Origin of the sequence: Enterobacter cloacae complex sp. IR5401 (assembly GCF_049238425.1) — a bacterium.
In the GTDB taxonomy this organism is placed as follows: Bacteria; Pseudomonadota; Gammaproteobacteria; order Enterobacterales; family Enterobacteriaceae; genus Enterobacter; species Enterobacter hormaechei_C.
Genome location: NZ_JBMKHN010000002.1, coordinates 265,585 through 284,650, shown reverse-complemented (window position 1 = coordinate 284,650; position 19,066 = coordinate 265,585). Strand labels below are relative to the sequence as shown.

Here is a 19,066-nt window from a genome sequence, read left to right as displayed (position 1 = left end):
AGGCTTTTACCATGTCTTTAGAGAGGTGCAGGGTGAAAATTGCCATATTGTCCCGGGATGGAACGCTCTATTCATGTAAACGCCTGCGAGAAGCGGCGGCGAAACGCGGACATCAGGTTGAAATCCTCGATCCGATGTCCTGCTATATGAACATCGACCCTGCGGCGTCGTCGATTCATTACAAAGGCCGCAAATTGCCGCATTTTGATGCGGTAATTCCCCGTATTGGCTCCCAGATCACCTATTACGGCACGGCCGCGCTGCGCCAGTTTGAAATGCTGGGAAGCTATCCGCTCAATGAATCCGTGGCGATTTCCCGCGCCCGCGATAAGCTGCGCTCGCTGCAACTGCTGGCGCGCCAGGGGATCGATCTGCCCGTCACCGGGATTGCTCACTCCCCGGACGACACCAGCGATTTAATCGACATGGTGGGCGGTGCGCCGCTGGTCATTAAGCTGGTGGAAGGTACGCAGGGTATTGGAGTGGTACTGGCGGAGACGCGTCAGGCGGCGGAAAGCGTGATCGATGCGTTTCGCGGTCTGAATGCCCATATTCTGGTGCAGGAGTATATTAAAGAGGCTAAAGGGTGCGACATCCGCTGCTTTGTGGTGGGCAATGAAGTGGTGGCCGCCATAGAGCGGCAGGCGAAAGAGGGCGATTTTCGCTCTAACCTGCACCGCGGCGGTATCGCACGGGTGGCCCTTATCAGCGAGCGCGAGCGTGAGATTGCGGTGAAAGCGGCGCAGACGCTGGTCCTGGACGTGGCGGGGGTCGATCTGCTGCGTGCCGACCGCGGGCCGTTGGTGATGGAAGTTAACGCCTCGCCGGGGCTGGAAGGGGTGGAAAAAACCACAGGCGTCGATATTGCAGGTAAAATGATCGCATGGATTGAACGCCATGCGACGCCGGGATTTTGCCTGAAAACGGGCGGTTAAATGGATCGGCGCGCACTTTTTGCGTAATCTGGACAACGTTTTTATTTAAGAGGCTGCACTGCGATGGATTTACAGGTCGTACCTACACTGGATACGTTACGTCAATGGCTCGATGATGCCGGTATTACTTTCTTCGAATGCGACTCCTGCCAGGCGCTGCATCTGCCTCACATGCAAAATTTCGACGGCATTTTCGATGCCAAAATCGATCTGATAAACGACGTGATCCTTTTCTCCGCGCTGGCTGAAGTAAAGCCGTCCGCGCTGCTGGCGCTGGCATCCGATCTGTCAGCGATCAACGCCAGTTCTTTGACGGTGAAAGCGTTTCTTGACATACAGGATGATAATCTGCCAAAGCTGGTGGTTTGCCAGTCTTTATTCTCCGGCGCGGGGCTCTCCTTCAAGCAGTTCGCCTGGTTTATGCGCCTGAGCGAAGAGCAAATTTCCATGGTCATGATGGAAGCCAACGCACATCACCTGCTGTATAGCGCGGAAGATGACGCCGAGAATAATGATGCATCTCCCAATTTTCTCCACTAAGCCTGTCTGACTTTTGCGCAGTCGCTGCCAGAGCGGCTGCATAACACCGTTTTTTCTGCTGCTTTTAACCTTTCTTTAAAGAATTTTTCACCTCCTCTCCGGCCGTTTCGGCTTATCACGTAGACATAATCTGCATAAAAAATTGATAAAAGGCGTTTTTTCGTCTGGGCTATAGCCGGAGACACGGGCTACAGTTATTCTTGCGGTGCTTAAAAAAGCGAGCGGAACCTGCCGGGATGAGGGGGGTATTTTATTTCGGGCAGAGCGACAAACTATGCATGATTATTGCATATCTTCAGGCTGCACAGTTTTGGTTCGTTTGTTAACGAACTTTCAGAAGGAAAAACAATATGATCGCCTTGAATAAAAAATGGTTATCGGGTCTGGTTGCGGGTGCTCTGATGGCCGTCTCTGCCGGCACGCTCGCTGCGGAACAAAAAACGCTGCACGTCTATAACTGGTCTGACTATATTGCGCCGGACACCGTCGCGAATTTTGAAAAAGAGACCGGCATTAAGGTTGTCTACGACGTGTTCGATTCCAACGAAGTGCTGGAAGGCAAACTGATGGCGGGCAGCACCGGTTTCGACCTGGTGGTGCCGTCGGCAAGCTTCCTGGAGCGTCAGCTGACCGCCGGTGTCTTCCAGCCGCTGGACAAGAGCAAATTACCGAACTGGAAAAACCTCGATCCGGACGTGCTGAAGCTGGTGGCGAAGCACGACCCGGACAACAAATACGCGATGCCTTACCTGTGGGCGACCACCGGTATTGGCTATAACGTGGATAAAGTCAAAGCGGCGCTGGGCCCGGACGTCAAGCTGGACAGCTGGGACGTAGTGCTGAAGCCGGAAAACCTCGAGAAGCTGAAAAGCTGCGGCGTCTCTTTCCTCGATGCGCCGGAAGAGATTTTCGCCACCGTGCTTAACTATCTCGGCAAAGATCCAAACAGCAGCAAGGCCGACGACTACACCGGTCCGGCGACCGACCTGCTATTAAAGCTGCGTCCGAATATTCGCTACTTCCACTCCTCTCAGTACATCAACGACCTGGCGAACGGGGATATCTGCGTGGCCATCGGCTGGGCGGGCGACGTCTGGCAGGCGGCGAACCGCGCGAAAGAGGCAAAAAACGGCGTGAATGTTTCCTACTTCATTCCGAAGGAGGGGGCGCTGGCGTTCTTCGACGTCTTCGCTATGCCGGCTGATGCGAAAAATAAAGAGGAAGCGTATCAGTTCCTCAACTACCTGATGCGTCCGGACGTGATTGCTCACATCAGCGACCACGTCTACTACGCCAACGGTAACAAGGCCTCCGTGCCGCTGGTGAGCGAAGAAATCCGCAATAATCCGGCGATCTACCCGCCAGCCGATGTGTTTGCCAAGCTCTTCACCCTGAAAGTGCAGGAACCAAAAATTGACCGTGTGCGTACCCGCGCGTGGACCAAGGTGAAAAGTGGTAAGTAACGGCGTTTGATATCGTTGCCCGGTGGCGCCGTCGCTTACCGGGCCGACAAATCCCGTAGGCCGGGCAAGCGTTAGCGCCGCCCGGCGATGCGCACCCTGACGGTGCGTTTGCACCAGTGTTGATCTATGCCGGAGAGCACCCCGTGAATGACGCGATCCCCCGCCCGCAGGCGAAAGTCCGTAAAGCGCTGACCCCGCTTCTTGAAATTCGTAACCTCACCAAATCCTTCGACGGCCAGCATGCCGTGGACGATGTCAGCCTGACGATCTACAAAGGTGAAATTTTTGCTTTGCTTGGCGCATCCGGCTGCGGTAAATCGACCCTGCTGCGCATGCTGGCCGGGTTTGAACAGCCCACCGCCGGGCAGATCGTGCTGGATGGGGTAGACCTCTCCAGCGTGCCGCCGTACCAGCGGCCCATCAACATGATGTTCCAGTCCTATGCCCTGTTCCCACACATGACCGTCGAGCAGAACATCGCCTTCGGCCTGAAGCAGGACAAACTGCCGAAAGCCGAAATCACCGCGCGCGTGGCGGAGATGCTGAGCCTGGTGCATATGCAGGAGTTTGCGAAGCGTAAGCCGCATCAGCTTTCCGGCGGCCAGCGTCAGCGCGTGGCGCTGGCAAGAAGTCTGGCGAAGCGTCCAAAATTATTACTGCTCGACGAGCCGATGGGCGCGCTGGATAAAAAGCTGCGCGACCGGATGCAGCTGGAAGTGGTGGATATCCTCGAGCGCGTGGGGGTGACCTGCGTGATGGTGACTCACGACCAGGAAGAGGCGATGACCATGGCCGGGCGCATTGCGATCATGAATCGCGGTAAGTTCGTGCAGATCGGCGAGCCGGAAGAGATTTACGAACACCCGACAACCCGCTACAGCGCGGAGTTCATCGGCTCGGTGAACGTCTTCGAAGGGCTGCTGAAGGAACGCCAGGACGACGGTCTGGTGATTGAATCGCCGGGGCTGGTGCACCCGCTGAAGGTTGATTCTGATAACTCCGTGGTGGACAACGTGCCGGTTTACGTTGCCCTGCGCCCGGAAAAAATCATGCTATGCGATGAGCCACCCGCCGATGGCTATAACTTTGCCGTGGGCGAAGTGGTACACATTGCCTATCTCGGCGATCTGTCGATTTACCATGTCCGCCTGAAAAGCGGCCAGATGCTCAGCGCCCAGTTACAGAACGAACACCGGTATCGCAAGGGACAGCCAACCTGGGGCGACGAAGTGAGCCTCTGCTGGGATGCGGACAGTTGCGTAGTCCTGACGGTATAAGGAGCGGTCATGAGTACACTTGAACCTCCAGCCCGCGTCAAAAAACCGGGCGGTTTCGCGCTCTGGCTGGCGCGCATACAGATGGCGCATGGCCGCAAGCTGGTCATCGCCATGCCCTATATCTGGCTGATCCTGCTGTTTCTGCTGCCGTTCCTGATCGTCTTTAAGATCAGCCTGGCGGAGATGGCGCGGGCGATCCCACCGTATACCGATCTGTGGGAGTGGGCCGACGGGCAGCTGACGCTGACCGTAAACCTCGGTAATTTCCTGCAACTGACCGACGATCCGCTCTATTTCGAAGCCTATTTGCAGTCGTTACAGGTTGCGGCTATTTCTACGATCTGCTGCTTGTTGATGGGCTACCCGCTGGCGTGGGCAGTGGCGCACAGCAAGCCGTCGACGCGAAATATTTTACTGCTGTTGGTCATTTTACCGTCGTGGACGTCGTTCCTGATCCGCGTGTACGCGTGGATGGGGATCCTGAAGAATAACGGCATACTGAATAACTTCCTGCTGTGGCTTGGGGTGATCGACCAGCCGCTGACGATCCTGCATACCAACCTTGCGGTGTATATCGGGATTGTCTATGCCTATCTGCCGTTTATGGTGCTGCCGATCTATACGGCGCTGACGCGTATTGATTACTCGCTGGTGGAAGCCTCGCTGGATCTCGGCGCACGCCCATTGAAGACTTTCTTCAGCGTCATTGTCCCTCTCACCAAAGGCGGAATCATCGCCGGATCGATGCTGGTGTTTATCCCGGCTGTCGGGGAGTTTGTGATCCCGGAACTGCTCGGCGGCCCGGACAGCATCATGATTGGCCGCGTGCTGTGGCAGGAGTTCTTCAATAACCGCGACTGGCCGGTGGCCTCGGCGGTGGCGATCGTCATGTTACTGCTGCTGATCGTGCCGATCATGTGGTTCCATAAACATCAGCAGAAACAGATGGGAGACCACGGATGAACAACTTACCGGTAGTACGCTCCCCGTGGCGAATTGCGATCCTGATTATCGGCTTTACCTTCCTGTATGCGCCGATGCTGATGCTGGTGATCTACTCGTTCAACAGCTCTAAGCTGGTCACCGTCTGGGCGGGCTGGTCGACGCGCTGGTACAGCGAGCTGTTCCACGATGATGCGATGATGAGCGCGGTGGGGCTGAGCCTGACCATTGCGGCGCTGGCGGCGACGATGGCCTGCGTGCTGGGCACGATTGCCGCGCTGGTGATGGTGCGCTTTGGCCGTTTCCGGGGGGCAAATGGTTTTGCGTTTATGATCACCGCCCCGCTGGTCATGCCGGACGTGATCACCGGGCTGTCGCTGCTGCTGCTGTTTGTCGCGCTGGCGCACGCCATCGGCTGGCCAGCGGATCGCGGGATGCTCACCATCTGGCTGGCACATGTCACCTTCTGTACGGCGTATGTGGCGGTGGTGATCTCCTCGCGGCTGCGCGAGCTGGATCGCTCCATTGAAGAGGCGGCGATGGATCTCGGCGCCACGCCGCTGAAGGTCTTTTTCATCATCACGCTGCCGATGATTATGCCGGCGGTGATCTCCGGCTGGCTGCTGGCGTTCACGCTCTCGCTCGACGATCTGGTTATCGCCAGCTTTGTGTCGGGACCGGGCGCGACGACGCTGCCGATGCTGGTCTTCTCCAGCGTGCGGATGGGGGTGAATCCGGAGATCAACGCCCTGGCCTCCATCATCCTTGGCGTGGTCGGAATTGTCGGATTTATCGCCTGGTATTTGATGGCGCGCGCGGAAAAACAGCGTGTGCGCGATATCCAGCGTGCAAGACGCGGCTGAAGGAATTACTATTTCCAGTGATGTGCCGCGTATGACGCGGCACTGTTTTTCAGGGAAGTAAAAACATTGGGATTCTTACAAAAAACACGTCATTCGCACGCCCGTCCGAACGTCCCTGCACTGGTGCAGGTGGCGGCGCTCGCCATTATTATGATCCGCTGTCTGGATGTGCTGATGATAATGAACACGCTGGGTCCGCGCGGAATGGGGGAATTTATTCACCGCAGCGCGCAGACGTGGAATCTGACGCTGGTGTTTCTCAGCAGCCTGATGCTGGTGTTTATTGAGATCTACTGTGCGTTCTCGCTGGTGAAAGGCCGTAACTGGGCGCGCTGGGTGTATCTGCTGACGCAGATCACCGCCGCAGGCTACCTGTGGGCCGCCTCGCTGGGCTATGGCTATCCGGAGCTGTTCAGCATACCCGGTGAGTCGCGACGTGAGATTTTCCATTCACTGGTGATGCAAAAACTGCCGGATATGCTGGTTCTGTTCCTGCTATTTGCACCAGCTTCGAGCCGGCGGTTCTTCCGCCTGCAATAATGTGTATAATCGCAGCCCTCTTGTTTCTTAAGGTTTTCATATGCAGTGCGCACTCTACGACGCCGGACGCTGCCGCTCCTGTCAGTGGATAGAACAGCCGGTCTCTCAACAACTCACCGCCAAAATGGCCAACCTGCAACAGCTGCTGGCAGCACACGCGATGGTCGAGTGGTGCGCACCCGTCAGCGGCCCGAAGCAGGGCTTTCGCAATAAAGCCAAAATGGTGGTCAGCGGCAGCGTTGAAAAGCCGCTGCTGGGGATGCTGCACCGCGACGGTACGCCGGAAGATTTAACCGACTGCCCGCTGTATCCCGCCTCGTTTGAGCCGGTGTTTAGCGCTCTGAAACCGTTTATCGCCCGGGCGGGGTTAACGCCCTATAACGTTGCCCGCAGGCGCGGCGAGCTGAAATACCTTCTGCTGACCGAAAGCCAGATCGACGGCGGGATGATGCTGCGCTTTGTGCTGCGTTCGGAAACCAAACTGGAGCAGCTGCGCGCGGCACTTCCGGGATTGCAGCAACAGCTTCCGCAGCTCAAGGTTATCACCGCAAATATTCAGCCGGTGCATATGGCGATCATGGAAGGGGAGAAAGAGATTTTCTTCACCGAACAGCACGCGCTGGAGGAGCGTTTTAACTGCGTGCCGCTGTGGATCCGTCCGCAAAGCTTCTTTCAGACTAACCCCACCGTCGCCAGCGCGCTGTACACCACCGCGCGCGACTGGGTGCGTGCGTTACAGGTTCATCACATGTGGGATCTGTTCTGCGGCGTCGGCGGCTTTGGCCTGCACTGTGCCACGCCAGACATGCAGCTCACCGGCATTGAGATCTCCGCCGAAGCGATTGCCTGCGCGAAGCAGTCCGCCGCGGAGCTGGGGCTGACGAATCTGCACTTCCAGGCGCTGGACTCCACGCAGTTCGCGACCGGGCAGGGCAACGTGCCGGAGCTGGTGCTGGTGAACCCGCCGCGCCGGGGCATCGGCCAGGCGCTCTGCGACTACCTGAGCCAGATGGCGCCGGAGTACATCGTCTACTCCAGCTGTAACGCGCAGACCATGGCGAAGGATATCGCCAGCCTGCCGGGCTACCGCATCGCGCGCGTTCAGCTTTTCGATATGTTCCCCCATACCGCCCATTATGAAGTGTTGACGTTGTTAACCAAAGCGTAGGCCGGGTAAGGCGAAGCCGCCCCCAGCATAAACCCCACACAATGTTCAACAAAATGTGAACTCTTCCCCCGCTCGAAATCAGGTAAGCTTACGACATAACAAATGATTGAAGGCTTACCCATGAAGCAGATCCTGCTGGTAGAAGATGACCACGATATCGCGGCACTCCTGCGTCTTAACCTGGAAGATGAAGGCTACGCCATTACCCACGAGCCCGACGGGGGCAACGCCTTACAGCGTCTTGAAACACAGCCGTGGGACGCGGTGATCCTCGATCTGATGCTGCCGAATGTTGATGGTCTGGAGATTTGCCGCCGTATCCGCCAGATGACCCGTTACCTGCCCATTATCATCATTAGCGCCCGCAGCAGTGAAACTGACCGTATTACCGGCCTGGAAACCGGGGCGGATGATTATCTGGCAAAACCTTTCTCGGTGCAGGAGCTGATTGCCCGCATTAAGGCGCTGTTCCGCCGACAGCAGGCGATGGGCCAGGCGCAGACGGACGGCATTATTCAGGCGCACGGTCTGACTATCGATCCGCTGGCGCGCACCGTGCGTCTTAACGGTCAACACGTCGATCTCACTCCGCGTGAATTTGAACTGCTCTATTTTTTTGCTCGTCATCCTGGAGAGGTCTTTTCACGTCTGGCATTGCTGGAGCAGGTGTGGGGGTATCAGCACGAAGGCTACGAACACACCGTCAACACCCATATTAACCGCCTGCGCATCAAAATAGAAAAAGATGCCGCCGAGCCGGAGATCGTTCGCACCGTCTGGGGCAAAGGCTACAAATTTGCGGAGCAGAATCATGATGCGTCGCTTTAGCCTGAGCCAGCGCCTGACGCTGCTGTTTACGGTGTTACTGCTGCTCTGCGCGACCGTCGCCTGTGCGGTGCAGCTCTACAGTAGCATGCAGTACGGCAACGCGATGGTGCAGCGGCTCTCCGGCGGGCTGGCGCAGCAGATTGTGCAGCGGGAAGCGATTCTGGATTCGCAGGGCAGGGTGGATCGCAGCGCCTTAAAACCGCTGTTCGACCGGCTGATGACCTTTAATCCGAGCGTCGAGCTGTATGTTGTCTCGCCTGATGGCGATATCCTGGCCGATGCCGCCCCGCCGGGGCACATTCAGCGGCAAAAAATTGACCTCGCGCCGATACAGAATTTCCTGAGCGGGACGGTGATGCCGGTGTTTGGCGACGATCCCCGAAGCCAGAATAAGAAAGTCTTCAGCGCCACCCCGCTGCGGCAGGACGGCGAGCTGAAGGGGTATCTGTACATTATTTTGCAGGGGGAAGAGTCCAACGCGCTGGCGGAGATGGCCTGGCACAAAGCGCTCTGGAGTACGGCGCTGTGGTCGATGCTGCTGGTGGCGCTGTTTGGTCTGCTGGCGGGGGTGCTGCTCTGGTACTGGGTGACGCGCCCGGTTAAAGAGCTCACGCTGGACGTGGCCGGGCTGGAGCAGGACAGCATCAGCGCGATTAAGCAGCTGGCGGCCCAGCCGCTTGAGCCTGCCGGCCAGGATGAAGTGGCGATCCTGCGCAATACCTTTATCGAGCTGGCGCGCAAAATCACCTCTCAGTGGGATCGGCTGGCCGACAGCGACCGCCAGCGCCGGGAGTTTATCGCCAACATTTCGCACGACTTACGCACCCCGCTGACGTCGCTGCTGGGTTATCTGGAAACGCTGTCGCTCAAATCCGCCACGCTGTCGCCGCAGGAGCATCAGCAGTACCTCGCTACCGCGCTGCGTCAGGGGCAAAAGGTACGCCATCTGTCGCAGCAGCTGTTCGAGCTGGCGCGTCTTGAGCACGGCGGCATCAAGCCCCAGCGCGAGCGTTTTGCCATGGCTGAACTGATTTCCGACGTGGCGCAGAAGTTTGAGCTTACCGCCCGCACGCGCGAGGTGAACCTGCGTATTGATGTGCCGGGGCGATTGCCGCTGGTGAACGCCGACGTGTCGATGATCGAGCGCGTGGTCACTAACCTTCTGGATAACGCCATCCGTCATACGCCGAGCGGCGGAGAAATTCGTCTGGCGGTCTGGCAGGAGAATGAACGACTTCAGGTCGAAGTGGCAGACAATGGTACGGGCGTAGATGCCTCGCTGCGCGACGATTTGTTCCAGCGGCCTTCAGCGTTAAATCCTCAGGCGTCGCGAGAGAACCGTGGGGGATTAGGGCTGTTAATCGTGAAGAGAATGCTGGAGCTGCACGGCGGTGGGATCAGGCTGATGGAGTCCGTGAGCGGGGCGCGGTTCAGGTTCTTTGTACCGCTATGAGAAATTGCCGGGTGGCGCTGCGCTTATCCGGCCTACAGACCACCCCCGCAGGCCAGACCACCCGGCAAAAAGAGATTACTGAGGGAACCACTGCTCGCTGATTTTCTGGTACGTACCGTCAGCTTTGATCGCTTTCAGCGCGCCGTTCAGTTTCTCAAGCAGAGCCTTGTTATCCGGACGCACGGCAATACCGAGGCCAGTGCCGAAATACTGCGGATCGGTCACTTTCTCCGTCGCTGTACCCAGCTGCGGGTTGGTTTTCAGCCACTCATTCACGACTGCGGTGTCGCCAAATACGCCATCGATACGGCCATTTTTCAGGTCGATAATGGCATTCTGGTAGCTGTCGTAGGCCACGGTTTTCACTTCAGGATGCTTGTCCTGGAGGTATTTCTGGTGCGTGGTGCCGTTCTCCATGCCGATGCGCTTGCCTTTCAGCTCGTCGAAAGATTTATAAGCTCCTTTCTTCGCAATCACCACCGCAGAGTTCGCGTAGTACGGGTCGGTGAACGCGACCTGCTTGCTGCGCTCTGGCGTAATGTCCATGCCGGAGATCACCGCATCGTATTTTTTAAATTTCAGGGACGGGATCAGGCTGTCAAACGCGTGGTTAGTAAAGGTGCAGTCGGCCTGCATCTGTTTGCACAGCGCTTTCGCCAGGTCAATGTCGAAACCGACGATCTGGTTGCTGGCATCCAGCGATTCAAACGGCGGATAGGTGGCAGAAACGCCAAAATTGATTTTATCGGCGGCGGATGCGCCAGCGGCGAAGGTTGCGAGTAATGCGGCCAGAACTAACTTTTTCATTGTAATGCTCCCGTCTGTCTTATTGATGCGCCGTGTCTGCGGCCTGGATGTACAATGCCAGTTAATGAATTTATATGCAATAAAAATGATTAAGTATTATTTTAATCACAAAAAAAAGCGGATAACCCATCAGGTTACCCGCTCCATGAATACCGTTTTATGCATTTGCGTGGTTAATTCCTGCGCTCAAACGCTAACGCCTTACGCTCGATAAGACGCATCATCAGCGTCAGCAGACCGTTGACCACCAGATAGACCAGACCTGCCGCACCGAACACCATTACGTCGTAGGTGCGTCCGTACAGCAGCTGTCCGTGGCCCATCACTTCCATCAGGGTGATGGTGTAGGCCAGTGAGGTGCTTTTGAACACCAGAACGACTTCGTTGGAATAGGAAGAGAGCGCGCGCTTAAAGGCATAGGGCAGCAGGATCGCCAGCGTATCCTTCTTGCTCATGCCCAGCGCTCCGCAGGACTGCCACTGGCCTTCCGGGATCGCGCGAATGGCACCGTAGAACAGCTGCGTGGTGTAGGCGGCGCTGTTCAGCGAGAGGGCAATCAGGGCGCAGAGCCACGGTTCAGAGAGCAGGTGCCAGATCACCGGGTATTCCTGTAACGACGGGAACTGCCCCGGGCCGTAGTAAATCAGGAAGATTTGCACCAGCAGCGGCGTACCGGTAAAGAGCGTAATGTAGCCACGTACAATCCACACCAGCACTGGCGTTTTCAGCGTCAGGACGATGGTGAAGATCAGCGCCAGGATCAGCGCCACGATGATAGACGCGACGGTCAGCGTCAGGCTGGTGTGCAGCCCTTTCATCAGTTCGGGTAAATAATCCAGCATCAGCCTGGTCTCCGTTCAAAACGCGTTGCGCGCAGGTCAATACGCTTCAGAACGTACTGGCTCAGCAACGTGATCACCAGGTAGATTGCCGCCGCGACGATGTACCAGGTAAACGGCTCCTGCGTACGGGTGGCGATACTTTTGGTTTGCAGCATCAAATCGTTCACGCTGATCAGGCTTACCAGCGCGGTATCTTTCAGCAGTACCAGCCACTGATTACCCAGCCCTGGCAGGGCATGACGCCACATCTGCGGCATCACCAGGCGGAAGAAGATCGCCGCTTTCGACAGGCCCAGCGCCTGACCGGATTCCCACTGACCCTGTGGCACCGCTTTCAGCGCGCCGCGCAGCGTTTGTGACGCATAGGCTGAATAGAGCAGGGAGAGCGCAATCACGCCGCACAGGAACGGGCTGACGTCGAAGTTCTCGATCTGCATCTGCACCGGGATTTGCGCAAAGCCGAGATTAATCGTGAAGCCGTCCGACAGCGTTAACAGCAGCTGTGAGGAGCCGAAATAGATAAACAGGACCACCAGAATTTCCGGGAGTCCACGCAGCACAGTCACCAGCGCTGAACCGAGCCATGCGACAGGGCGCCACTTAACGGACTCCCACACCGCAAAGAACATCGCCAGTACGAGGCCGATAATCAGTGCACAAACGGCAAGGCCGACGGTCATCCCGGCGGCGCTTGCTAAAGGAAAAATTTCATTCATCAGGAATTACTTCTGGAACCATTTTTTGTAGATGGTTTCGTAGGTGCCGTCTTTCTTCACTTTTTCCAGCGCAGCGTTGAATTTCTGCTGCAACTCGGTGTTGCCCTGACGTACGGCAATACCCAGACCTGTACCGAAGTAGTCTTTATCGGTCACCTTGTCACCCACGGCAGCCAGCTTGTCGTTCGCTTTCAGCCATTCAGTCACGACAGCCGTATCCCCGAACACCGCATCGATACGACCGTTTTGCAGGTCCAGTTTCGCATTCTGGTAGCTGTCATACGGCACGGTGGTGATTTCCGGGTGCTTATCCATGATGAATTTCTGGTGCGTGGTGCCGTTCTGCACGCCGACTTTCTTGCCTTTCAGCAGGTCAACGGAGGCGTATTTACCTTTCTGACCGATGAACAGCGCCGAGTTGTCGTAGTAAGGGGTGGTGAACAGAACCTGCTTCTCACGCTCCGGTGTGATGTCCATACCGGCCATTACGGCGTCGATACGGCGGAACTTCAGGCTTGGGATCAGGCTGTCGAACGCCTGGTTGCTGAAGGTACAGGTCGCGTCGATCTCTTTACACAGGGCATTTGCCAGGTCCACGTCGAAGCCAACAATCTTGTTGTTCGCATCAATGGATTCAAACGGAGGGTAGGACGCTTCAGTGGCGAAACGGATGGTCTGGGCTGCGGTAGCGGAAAGGCTGACGCTAGCAAGCAGCGCGGCAATCAATACTTTTTTCATTATAATTTCCCTAACACATCAGTGTGATAAGTAGTTTTTGAAGGCATCGGTTTGCGGGTTAGTGAAGCAGCTCGCGTCACCCTGCTCAACGATATACCCGTTTTCCATATAGACCACGCGGCTGGCGGTTTTGCGCGCCACTTCCACCTCGTGGGTCACGATGACCTGGGTAATGTTGGTTTCCGCCAGCTCACGAATGATACTCACGATCTGGGCAGTAATTTCCGGGTCCAGCGCCGCGGTCGGCTCATCGAACAGCAGCACCGCTGGCTCCATCATCAGCGCACGGGCGATCGCCACACGCTGTTGCTGACCACCAGAGAGATGCAGAGGATAACGGTCGCTGTACGGTTTCAGACGCAGACGTTCCAGCAGCTTTTCAGCGCGCGCCATCGCCTGGTCTTTGCTTAAGCCAAGCACGCGGCACGGGGCTTCAATCAGGTTTTGCACCACCGTCAGATGCGGCCAGAGATTGTATTGCTGGAAAACCATGCCCACGTTTTGACGCAGTTCACGAATCGCTTTATCAGAAGGGGTTTTCGCGAAGTCAAAATGGTTACCGGCGATGGCCAGCGTTCCCGAACGGGGCATTTCAAGCAGATTTAAAACACGCAGAAGGGAGCTTTTTCCCGCGCCGCTTGGGCCAAGCAAAACCAGCGTTTCGCCCTCCGGGCAACTCAGCGTAATGTCGAACAGCGCCTGGTGTGCGCCGTAGAAGCAGTTAATGCCGTTTAGTTTAATACTCATCGGGGCAGTCTTTACTCATCCAGGCAAACTATAGCAATTGAGGCCGCAGATAGTACCGTTGACAGAATAGTTATGCAATATTTATGCGTTAAAAGTTAAATATAACCCGTGTTTACTCTTAAACATAGCACAAAATAGCGACGGGAAAGGGGGGCGAGTATAAATGTCGGCATTCCGCCTGAAATGCCGGACATTTTACGGGGTTAACGTTTATTTAACGGATGCGTTAGCGGTTCTCAATCGACTGGCGAAGGGTGCCTGCCGGGGCATGAACGCTGCCGCCAATGTAGCGTACATCATCTACTGCCCAGCACTGGCCTTCACGGATCATCAGCACCTCATCCTGCCAGGTTTGCGTCCCCTGGGTTAGCTTCACGCGCAGGGGAATATTGCGTGCGTCGGTATTTGGAATGGTGGATGCGCTGGCGACGTCGGCGCTGTCCGGCAGCGTGGCGCGGCTTGAGAACGGATCGGATGACAGCAGGGCGTTATGCTGCGGATCGCGCGAAGCGTCGGTGAGCAGTTTCGCCAGATTATCGCTCAGGTACGGGCGCAGGGCGGTCAGGTCATTACCGCGATGCTGAATACGGTAATCATAAAATTGTTGCGCCACGGCGTCCGGGCCACCCTCAATACAAGGGCCGCTGCGGGTTCCGATATCCTTAAAGGCTGGCGTGACCGGCGTTGTGCAGGCGCTGAGCACCAGCGCGCATGGCACTAAAAGCGTTAAAGCAGAGTAGCGCATGTTGATTTCCTTATTTATTAACTATCCTTTCAATCATAGCGTAACGAACCGATAATGCAGTTGCTAACGCATTGAACGCTAAAGAAGGAGAGAAAGTATGCAGTTTTCAACAACGCCAACCCTGGAAGGTCAACCGATTACCGAGTACTGCGGCGTGGTCACCGGTGAGGCGATTCTGGGCGCGAACATATTCCGGGACTTCTTTGCCGGCATTCGGGATATCGTCGGGGGTCGCTCCGGCGCGTACGAGAAAGAGCTGCGTAAAGCGCGTGACATTGCGTTTAAGGAGCTGGGCGAGCAGGCCAAAGCGCTGGGCGCGGATGCGGTGGTAGGTATTGATATCGACTACGAAACGGTCGGGAAAGATGCCAGCATGCTGATGGTGAGCGTAAGCGGTACGGCGGTGAAAACCCGTCGATGAAGCGTTCGCTCTCAACCCTCCTGCTGGCGATATTGCTGGCAGGATGCGCCTCGGAAGAGGGCATCGTTGATAAAGGCGCGTACGAGCTGGATACGCGCCATCAGGCGCAGGCGGCCTACCCGCGTATAAAGGTGCTGGTTATTCACTACACCGCCGACGATTTCGACACCTCGCTTGCGACCCTGACCGATAAAAACGTCAGCTCTCACTATCTCATTCCCGCAAAGCCCCCAGCTCCACAGGGCAAACCGCGTATCTGGCAGCTGGTCCCGGAGAGCGAGCTGGCCTGGCATGCGGGCATCAGCTTCTGGCGTGGCACCAACCGCATAAATGATACCTCCGTCGGCATTGAGCTGGAAAACCGCGGCTGGCGGCAAACCGATGGCGTGAAAACCTTTACCCCCTTCGAACCGGGGCAAATTGCGGCGCTGATCCCGCTTGCCAGAGATATCATCGCCCGCTACGACATAAAACCGCAGAACGTGGTGGCACACTCGGATATCGCCCCGCAGCGCAAAGACGATCCTGGCCCGATGTTTCCGTGGCGCGAGCTGGCGCAGCAGGGTATCGGGGCCTGGCCCGATCCGGCGCGGGTGAATTTTTATATCAACGGCCGACCGCATTATCAGCAGGTTGATACCGCAGCGCTGCTCGATCTGCTGGCGCGCTACGGTTACGAGGTGCCAGAAAACAGCACGCCCGCACAGCAAAAACGCATCATCATGGTTTTCCAGATGCATTTCCGCCCGCAGTTATGGAATGGCGTAGCGGATGTGGAAACCATGGCGATTGCCGAAGCACTTTTAGAGAAATACGGGCAGGGGTAAACCTTCGGATTACCCCCGAGTGAGTATATTTTCTTAAGTTTCTATCAGATTAATCCTAAGTACAAACTCATTTCATTTTTAGTTAATTGACTTAAAATTATCCCGATTTAAGATGGACACATAGCGCGCTAAGTAATGTAGCGAATTAATCAAAAACTTTACTCTTTTATTTTTATTCTTGAGATTTTCATCAGGTAAAAATTTATGGTTCGGCGTAAATGCCGCGGCCATCTTATTTTAAAAAATCACATCTTAAATCGGGTATAACAATGTTAAGCATCTATGGAAAAAAATTACGTCCACAATATGAAATGGAAAGAATTATTTCTGCAACCGCAGGCGTTGAAGAAAAAACGTTAAAGAAATGGCAGAAAATTTCCACTACTGATTCCGGTTACATTCATGTCATCGTCAGCGGCGAAGTCGAATTTCGACGTGAATCTGACGAACTGTGCATGTTTACTGTCACCGGACAATGCCTTTTCGGCCTATCGTCAATGTATTACAACGCCACCCATATGTACGGCCTTGTCCGGACGAATACGGTCGTTCGCTCGATCAAGAAAGAGGTCTTCGCCCAGCTGATGACCGAAAAAAATCTTTGGCCTGACCTGACCAAAGTCCTTTCCTGGTACATATGCCTGATGAGCAAACGTGATGATGTTCTGGTTGCCCGCAGTGCGTATTCTGTTGTTCGTGAATTTTTATATGAGATTAACGATCTGACTGTTCATCAGCAACGTGATATTAACGTTTATGATTACATTCAGGAATACACTAACCTCGCACGTAGTACTATTATCAAAATTCTCTCCGATCTGAAAAAAGGTCAATATATTGTGGTGGAAAAAGGTCGATTGCTTAACCTCACCGCACTGCCTGAAAAATATTAATACTTACTCCCGCTGTTCTCCTTTCTCACTCAAAGGAGAACGGCTATTTCCACTGTTTTTTACACTCGCTTGTGAATTATCCTGCGTTTCGTCAACCGGCGGCGCGGGAATTTTTCCTTGAGAATAATCCTGCTCCTGCTCTTTTAATGCCTGCTTAAATAATTCCGTTAATGATGACTCTTCACTGCTCGTGCTGGCGGGGGCGATATCGTGCTCATGCGCCTCGGTTCCGGGTAAGGTATCCCGCGAGGTATCGTGCGGCACCGCGCCCTCGGGCGCCTGCTGCCAGTCGGCATCATCACTGCTGATCGGCAGATCCTGCATCGGTGGAACATCAACATGCACTGGCGCAACTTTAGGCTGCGGATGCGGGAACGGTTTACTCACGTACACGTAATGCATTTCCGAAAGCTGCGTTTCCGGTTTGGCAACGCTGGCGTTGACCGGTTCAGGTGCCGGGTGGCGCAGGTTCCAGTAGACGTGCATATACAGGCCGACAACCAGCATGGCGCAAAGCCCGACCAGCCATAACGCTGTTTTGCCGAATACGTTTTTCAGGCTGGGGAGGCGGTACGAAAACCAGACCGCTTCCCCGGTTGTATAGCTGCGCTGGGCCGCAAGGCAGATGGTCGACATTAGGCTTTCTTCTCCTGCATTTTTGCGTCCGGGGTGGTGCGGGTTGCCTGAATCAGTACGCCCGGCGTGCTGTTGGTCACGCGCATCAGCTGCATCAGCGTTTCTTCACCGGGGATGCCATCCACGTGCAGATGCATTTTTTGCTGGAACTCGCGGGTGCGTTTCATCATTTCTGCGGTCCAGATCCGGGCATGCGTTTCGGGCTGGCTCAACGCGATGCTTAACTGCTGATCGAGCCAGGCCATGTCTTTGCTGTCGCTGGCCGTGCCGATCGCGTCTTTTCCTTCCGGTGTCAGGCGGTGCAACTGGGTGAAGTTGCCGGTCGCATGCCGGTTAAACCAGCTGCGGCTTACCTGCCAGGTCCGGTTATTCATTAACAAGTCAATTGATGTATCTCCGACCCTGGCGACCACTGCATAGTTAAGGTGACCGCTGGTTTTCAGCTCACTGACCCACGGATACCCTTCCTGCGCCAGCGTCTGCGGGGACGCGTTCCCTTGTTTACAAATCAGGTTCACTTTAGCGGCGTTCTGGCACAGCGCATCGTCGGCCGAGGCGTCATACCCCCACATGAGATAAAGCTGATGCATCGCATCCGGCTGATTAACTATTTCGTTGTCGATAACCGGCACTACGGCTGCCTCAGGTTTTGGCGTCTGCTGTTTCCAGCTGACGGGTACCGGCAGCTGGATCGGCAGGCGCGCGCCGATCGACGAGGTAAAATACCAGCCGCAGGCGGCAAACAGCACGGACGCAAACAGCCCCACGGTTGCCAGGCGCTTACCGTGTTTTTTGGCGGGCAGGATCTCTCCCGCCGCCAGACGTAAATGGCGTGGGCTGACCTGCGCCGCGCGTTCCGTCCAGGCGGCGAGCATTGACAGGTGTGCCAGCGCGTTCAGTTTGCTGATGTTGCCTTTGGTCAGCGTGTGCATTTTGCGCACGCGGGCAGGCGGCAACGGCGAATGTTCACAGTCGTGTTCTTCGCACTGCGCCTGCACATAGCTCAGGTATTCGCAGCAGGTGAGGGGGCGCAGGACATGATGTGTGTGCGTATATTCGCGCAGTTCAGGTTGCTTTAGCAGGCTTTCCTGATCCGCAGCACCCGTCAGCACCACGGCGAGCCGGAAGTTCAGCTCTCGGGCGCGCGTGAGCAGCGTTCCCAGGACTTCACGGCAGCTCTCCTTCATGGCTTCGGAATGGGCGATCGTCAGCACTCTGGATTTTGCTTTCCCCTCCTGCCACTGGCGCAGGACGGCATCCACCGCCTGCATGCGATCTTTAATCGCTTTCGTTCCCGGGTTGAGTTTGTACAGCAGGCTACTGGCACTCAGTTTGGGAAACGCGTTGATGGCAATAACGGTATTGCTGCTGGCTTTCAGCGCGTCGATGAAGTGGCTCAGAAGCGGAGCGTCGTCGCAAAAAAGCCCGATAATACCCGCCAGCTGGGTTTTCTCTTTCAGCAGGTTGAACACGTCCTGATGATAAGGCACCAGAAAATCACCGGATAAACGGGTGATTGTCCTGAATGGCGGATTTTTAAAATTAAAGTGGCTCTGATACATAACGACTGACCGTCTCTGATTAGGAATAGCAACAGCAGCAGAAAGTAAGGTAATGCCCCTGAGCGGTCAATTTGCAGACAGGGTAAAAATATCCAGCTGGCCGCGCCTAACATCTGGATTTTA

Annotated in this window: 21 protein-coding genes; 13 read left to right on the top strand and 8 right to left on the bottom strand. The window is 55.8% G+C overall.

The window, feature by feature from the left end; genetic code table 11:
* The first annotated feature begins 32 nt into the window (after positions 1-32).
* The 10 genes from rimK (at position 33) to ACOTX1_RS04305 (ending at position 10,009) form a co-directional block, all read left to right on the top strand.
* Positions 33-935: a 30S ribosomal protein S6--L-glutamate ligase gene (gene rimK / locus ACOTX1_RS04350; RefSeq protein WP_032634467.1), complete on the top strand. Its 903-nt coding sequence runs from the start codon at positions 33-35 to the stop codon at positions 933-935.
* Positions 936-998: 63 nt separating this feature from the next.
* Positions 999-1,475, top strand: coding sequence for a YbjN domain-containing protein (locus ACOTX1_RS04345; RefSeq protein WP_003858385.1), 477 nt, complete (start codon positions 999-1,001; stop codon positions 1,473-1,475).
* Positions 1,476-1,825: 350 nt separating this feature from the next.
* A complete protein-coding gene (potF, locus tag ACOTX1_RS04340) occupies positions 1,826-2,938 on the top strand; it encodes a spermidine/putrescine ABC transporter substrate-binding protein PotF (RefSeq protein ID WP_023315715.1) in 1,113 nt (370 codons plus the stop codon).
* A 143-nt stretch (positions 2,939-3,081) separates the two neighbouring features.
* Positions 3,082-4,215 (top strand): putrescine ABC transporter ATP-binding subunit PotG, encoded by a 1,134-nt coding sequence (potG, locus tag ACOTX1_RS04335; RefSeq protein ID WP_017693732.1) that lies wholly within the window; start codon positions 3,082-3,084, stop codon positions 4,213-4,215.
* A gap of 9 nt (positions 4,216-4,224) precedes the next feature.
* On the top strand, positions 4,225-5,178 hold the full coding sequence (potH, locus tag ACOTX1_RS04330) for a putrescine ABC transporter permease PotH (RefSeq protein WP_003858381.1): 954 nt from the start codon (positions 4,225-4,227) through the stop codon (positions 5,176-5,178).
* Positions 5,175-6,020, top strand: coding sequence for a putrescine ABC transporter permease PotI (gene potI / locus ACOTX1_RS04325; protein ID WP_003858378.1), 846 nt, complete (start codon positions 5,175-5,177; stop codon positions 6,018-6,020). The genes potH and potI overlap by 4 nt, the downstream gene beginning before the upstream one ends.
* 42 nt (positions 6,021-6,062) lie before the next feature.
* Positions 6,063-6,560, top strand: a complete 498-nt coding sequence (locus tag ACOTX1_RS04320) for a YbjO family protein (RefSeq protein ID WP_086527936.1) — start codon at positions 6,063-6,065, stop codon at positions 6,558-6,560.
* A gap of 40 nt (positions 6,561-6,600) precedes the next feature.
* On the top strand, positions 6,601-7,728 hold the full coding sequence (gene rlmC / locus ACOTX1_RS04315; RefSeq protein ID WP_023315716.1) for a 23S rRNA (uracil(747)-C(5))-methyltransferase RlmC: 1,128 nt from the start codon (positions 6,601-6,603) through the stop codon (positions 7,726-7,728).
* Between the two features lie 120 nt (positions 7,729-7,848).
* A complete protein-coding gene (locus tag ACOTX1_RS04310) occupies positions 7,849-8,556 on the top strand; it encodes a response regulator transcription factor (protein ID WP_022650690.1) in 708 nt (235 codons plus the stop codon).
* The gene (locus ACOTX1_RS04305) at positions 8,540-10,009 is read left to right on the top strand and encodes a sensor histidine kinase (protein ID WP_022650691.1); all 1,470 of its coding nucleotides are present in this window, start codon (positions 8,540-8,542) and stop codon (positions 10,007-10,009) included. Before ACOTX1_RS04310 ends, ACOTX1_RS04305 begins: the two co-directional genes overlap by 17 nt.
* A gap of 75 nt (positions 10,010-10,084) precedes the next feature.
* On the opposite strand, the gene artJ is transcribed toward ACOTX1_RS04305, so the two are convergent.
* From artJ to ACOTX1_RS04275, 6 genes are all read right to left on the bottom strand, one after another.
* On the bottom strand, positions 10,085-10,816 hold the full coding sequence (gene artJ, locus ACOTX1_RS04300) for an arginine ABC transporter substrate-binding protein ArtJ (RefSeq protein WP_015571008.1): 732 nt from the start codon (positions 10,814-10,816) through the stop codon (positions 10,085-10,087).
* A gap of 173 nt (positions 10,817-10,989) precedes the next feature.
* Entirely contained in the window at positions 10,990-11,658 is a 669-nt protein-coding gene (gene artM / locus ACOTX1_RS04295; RefSeq protein ID WP_003858369.1) for an arginine ABC transporter permease ArtM, read from the bottom strand.
* Positions 11,658-12,374 carry an arginine ABC transporter permease ArtQ gene (gene artQ / locus ACOTX1_RS04290; protein WP_003858367.1) on the bottom strand — a complete coding sequence of 239 codons (717 nt, stop codon included), beginning with the start codon at positions 12,372-12,374 and terminating at the stop codon, positions 11,658-11,660. The genes artM and artQ overlap by 1 nt, the downstream gene beginning before the upstream one ends.
* Before the next feature lie 6 nt (positions 12,375-12,380).
* Positions 12,381-13,112: an arginine ABC transporter substrate-binding protein ArtI gene (gene artI / locus ACOTX1_RS04285; protein ID WP_006174322.1), complete on the bottom strand. Its 732-nt coding sequence runs from the start codon at positions 13,110-13,112 to the stop codon at positions 12,381-12,383.
* 18 nt (positions 13,113-13,130) lie between these two features.
* On the bottom strand, positions 13,131-13,859 hold the full coding sequence (gene artP / locus ACOTX1_RS04280) for an arginine ABC transporter ATP-binding protein ArtP (RefSeq protein WP_006809439.1): 729 nt from the start codon (positions 13,857-13,859) through the stop codon (positions 13,131-13,133).
* A gap of 226 nt (positions 13,860-14,085) precedes the next feature.
* Positions 14,086-14,604 carry a lipoprotein gene (locus tag ACOTX1_RS04275; RefSeq protein WP_023315717.1) on the bottom strand — a complete coding sequence of 173 codons (519 nt, stop codon included), beginning with the start codon at positions 14,602-14,604 and terminating at the stop codon, positions 14,086-14,088.
* Between the two features lie 97 nt (positions 14,605-14,701).
* On the opposite strand from ACOTX1_RS04275, the gene ACOTX1_RS04270 reads away from it, so the two are divergent.
* The 3 genes from ACOTX1_RS04270 to ACOTX1_RS04260 all read left to right on the top strand — a co-directional run bounded on the left by ACOTX1_RS04270 (position 14,702) and on the right by ACOTX1_RS04260 (position 16,745).
* The gene (locus tag ACOTX1_RS04270) at positions 14,702-15,025 is read left to right on the top strand and encodes a heavy metal-binding domain-containing protein (protein WP_003858361.1); all 324 of its coding nucleotides are present in this window, start codon (positions 14,702-14,704) and stop codon (positions 15,023-15,025) included.
* Entirely contained in the window at positions 15,022-15,852 is an 831-nt protein-coding gene (locus tag ACOTX1_RS04265) for an N-acetylmuramoyl-L-alanine amidase (RefSeq protein WP_022650694.1), read from the top strand. The genes ACOTX1_RS04270 and ACOTX1_RS04265 overlap by 4 nt, the downstream gene beginning before the upstream one ends.
* Positions 15,853-16,121: 269 nt before the next feature.
* Positions 16,122-16,745, top strand: a complete 624-nt coding sequence (locus tag ACOTX1_RS04260; protein WP_023315718.1) for a helix-turn-helix domain-containing protein — start codon at positions 16,122-16,124, stop codon at positions 16,743-16,745.
* A 3-nt stretch (positions 16,746-16,748) separates the two neighbouring features.
* Here the strand turns inward: ACOTX1_RS04260 and ACOTX1_RS04255 are convergent, their stop codons facing one another.
* A complete protein-coding gene (locus ACOTX1_RS04255) occupies positions 16,749-17,381 on the bottom strand; it encodes a hypothetical protein (RefSeq protein ID WP_023315719.1) in 633 nt (210 codons plus the stop codon).
* Positions 17,381-18,943, bottom strand: coding sequence for an ExeA family protein (locus tag ACOTX1_RS04250; protein WP_023315720.1), 1,563 nt, complete (start codon positions 18,941-18,943; stop codon positions 17,381-17,383). The genes ACOTX1_RS04255 and ACOTX1_RS04250 overlap by 1 nt, the downstream gene beginning before the upstream one ends.
* Positions 18,944-19,066 lie beyond the last annotated feature (123 nt).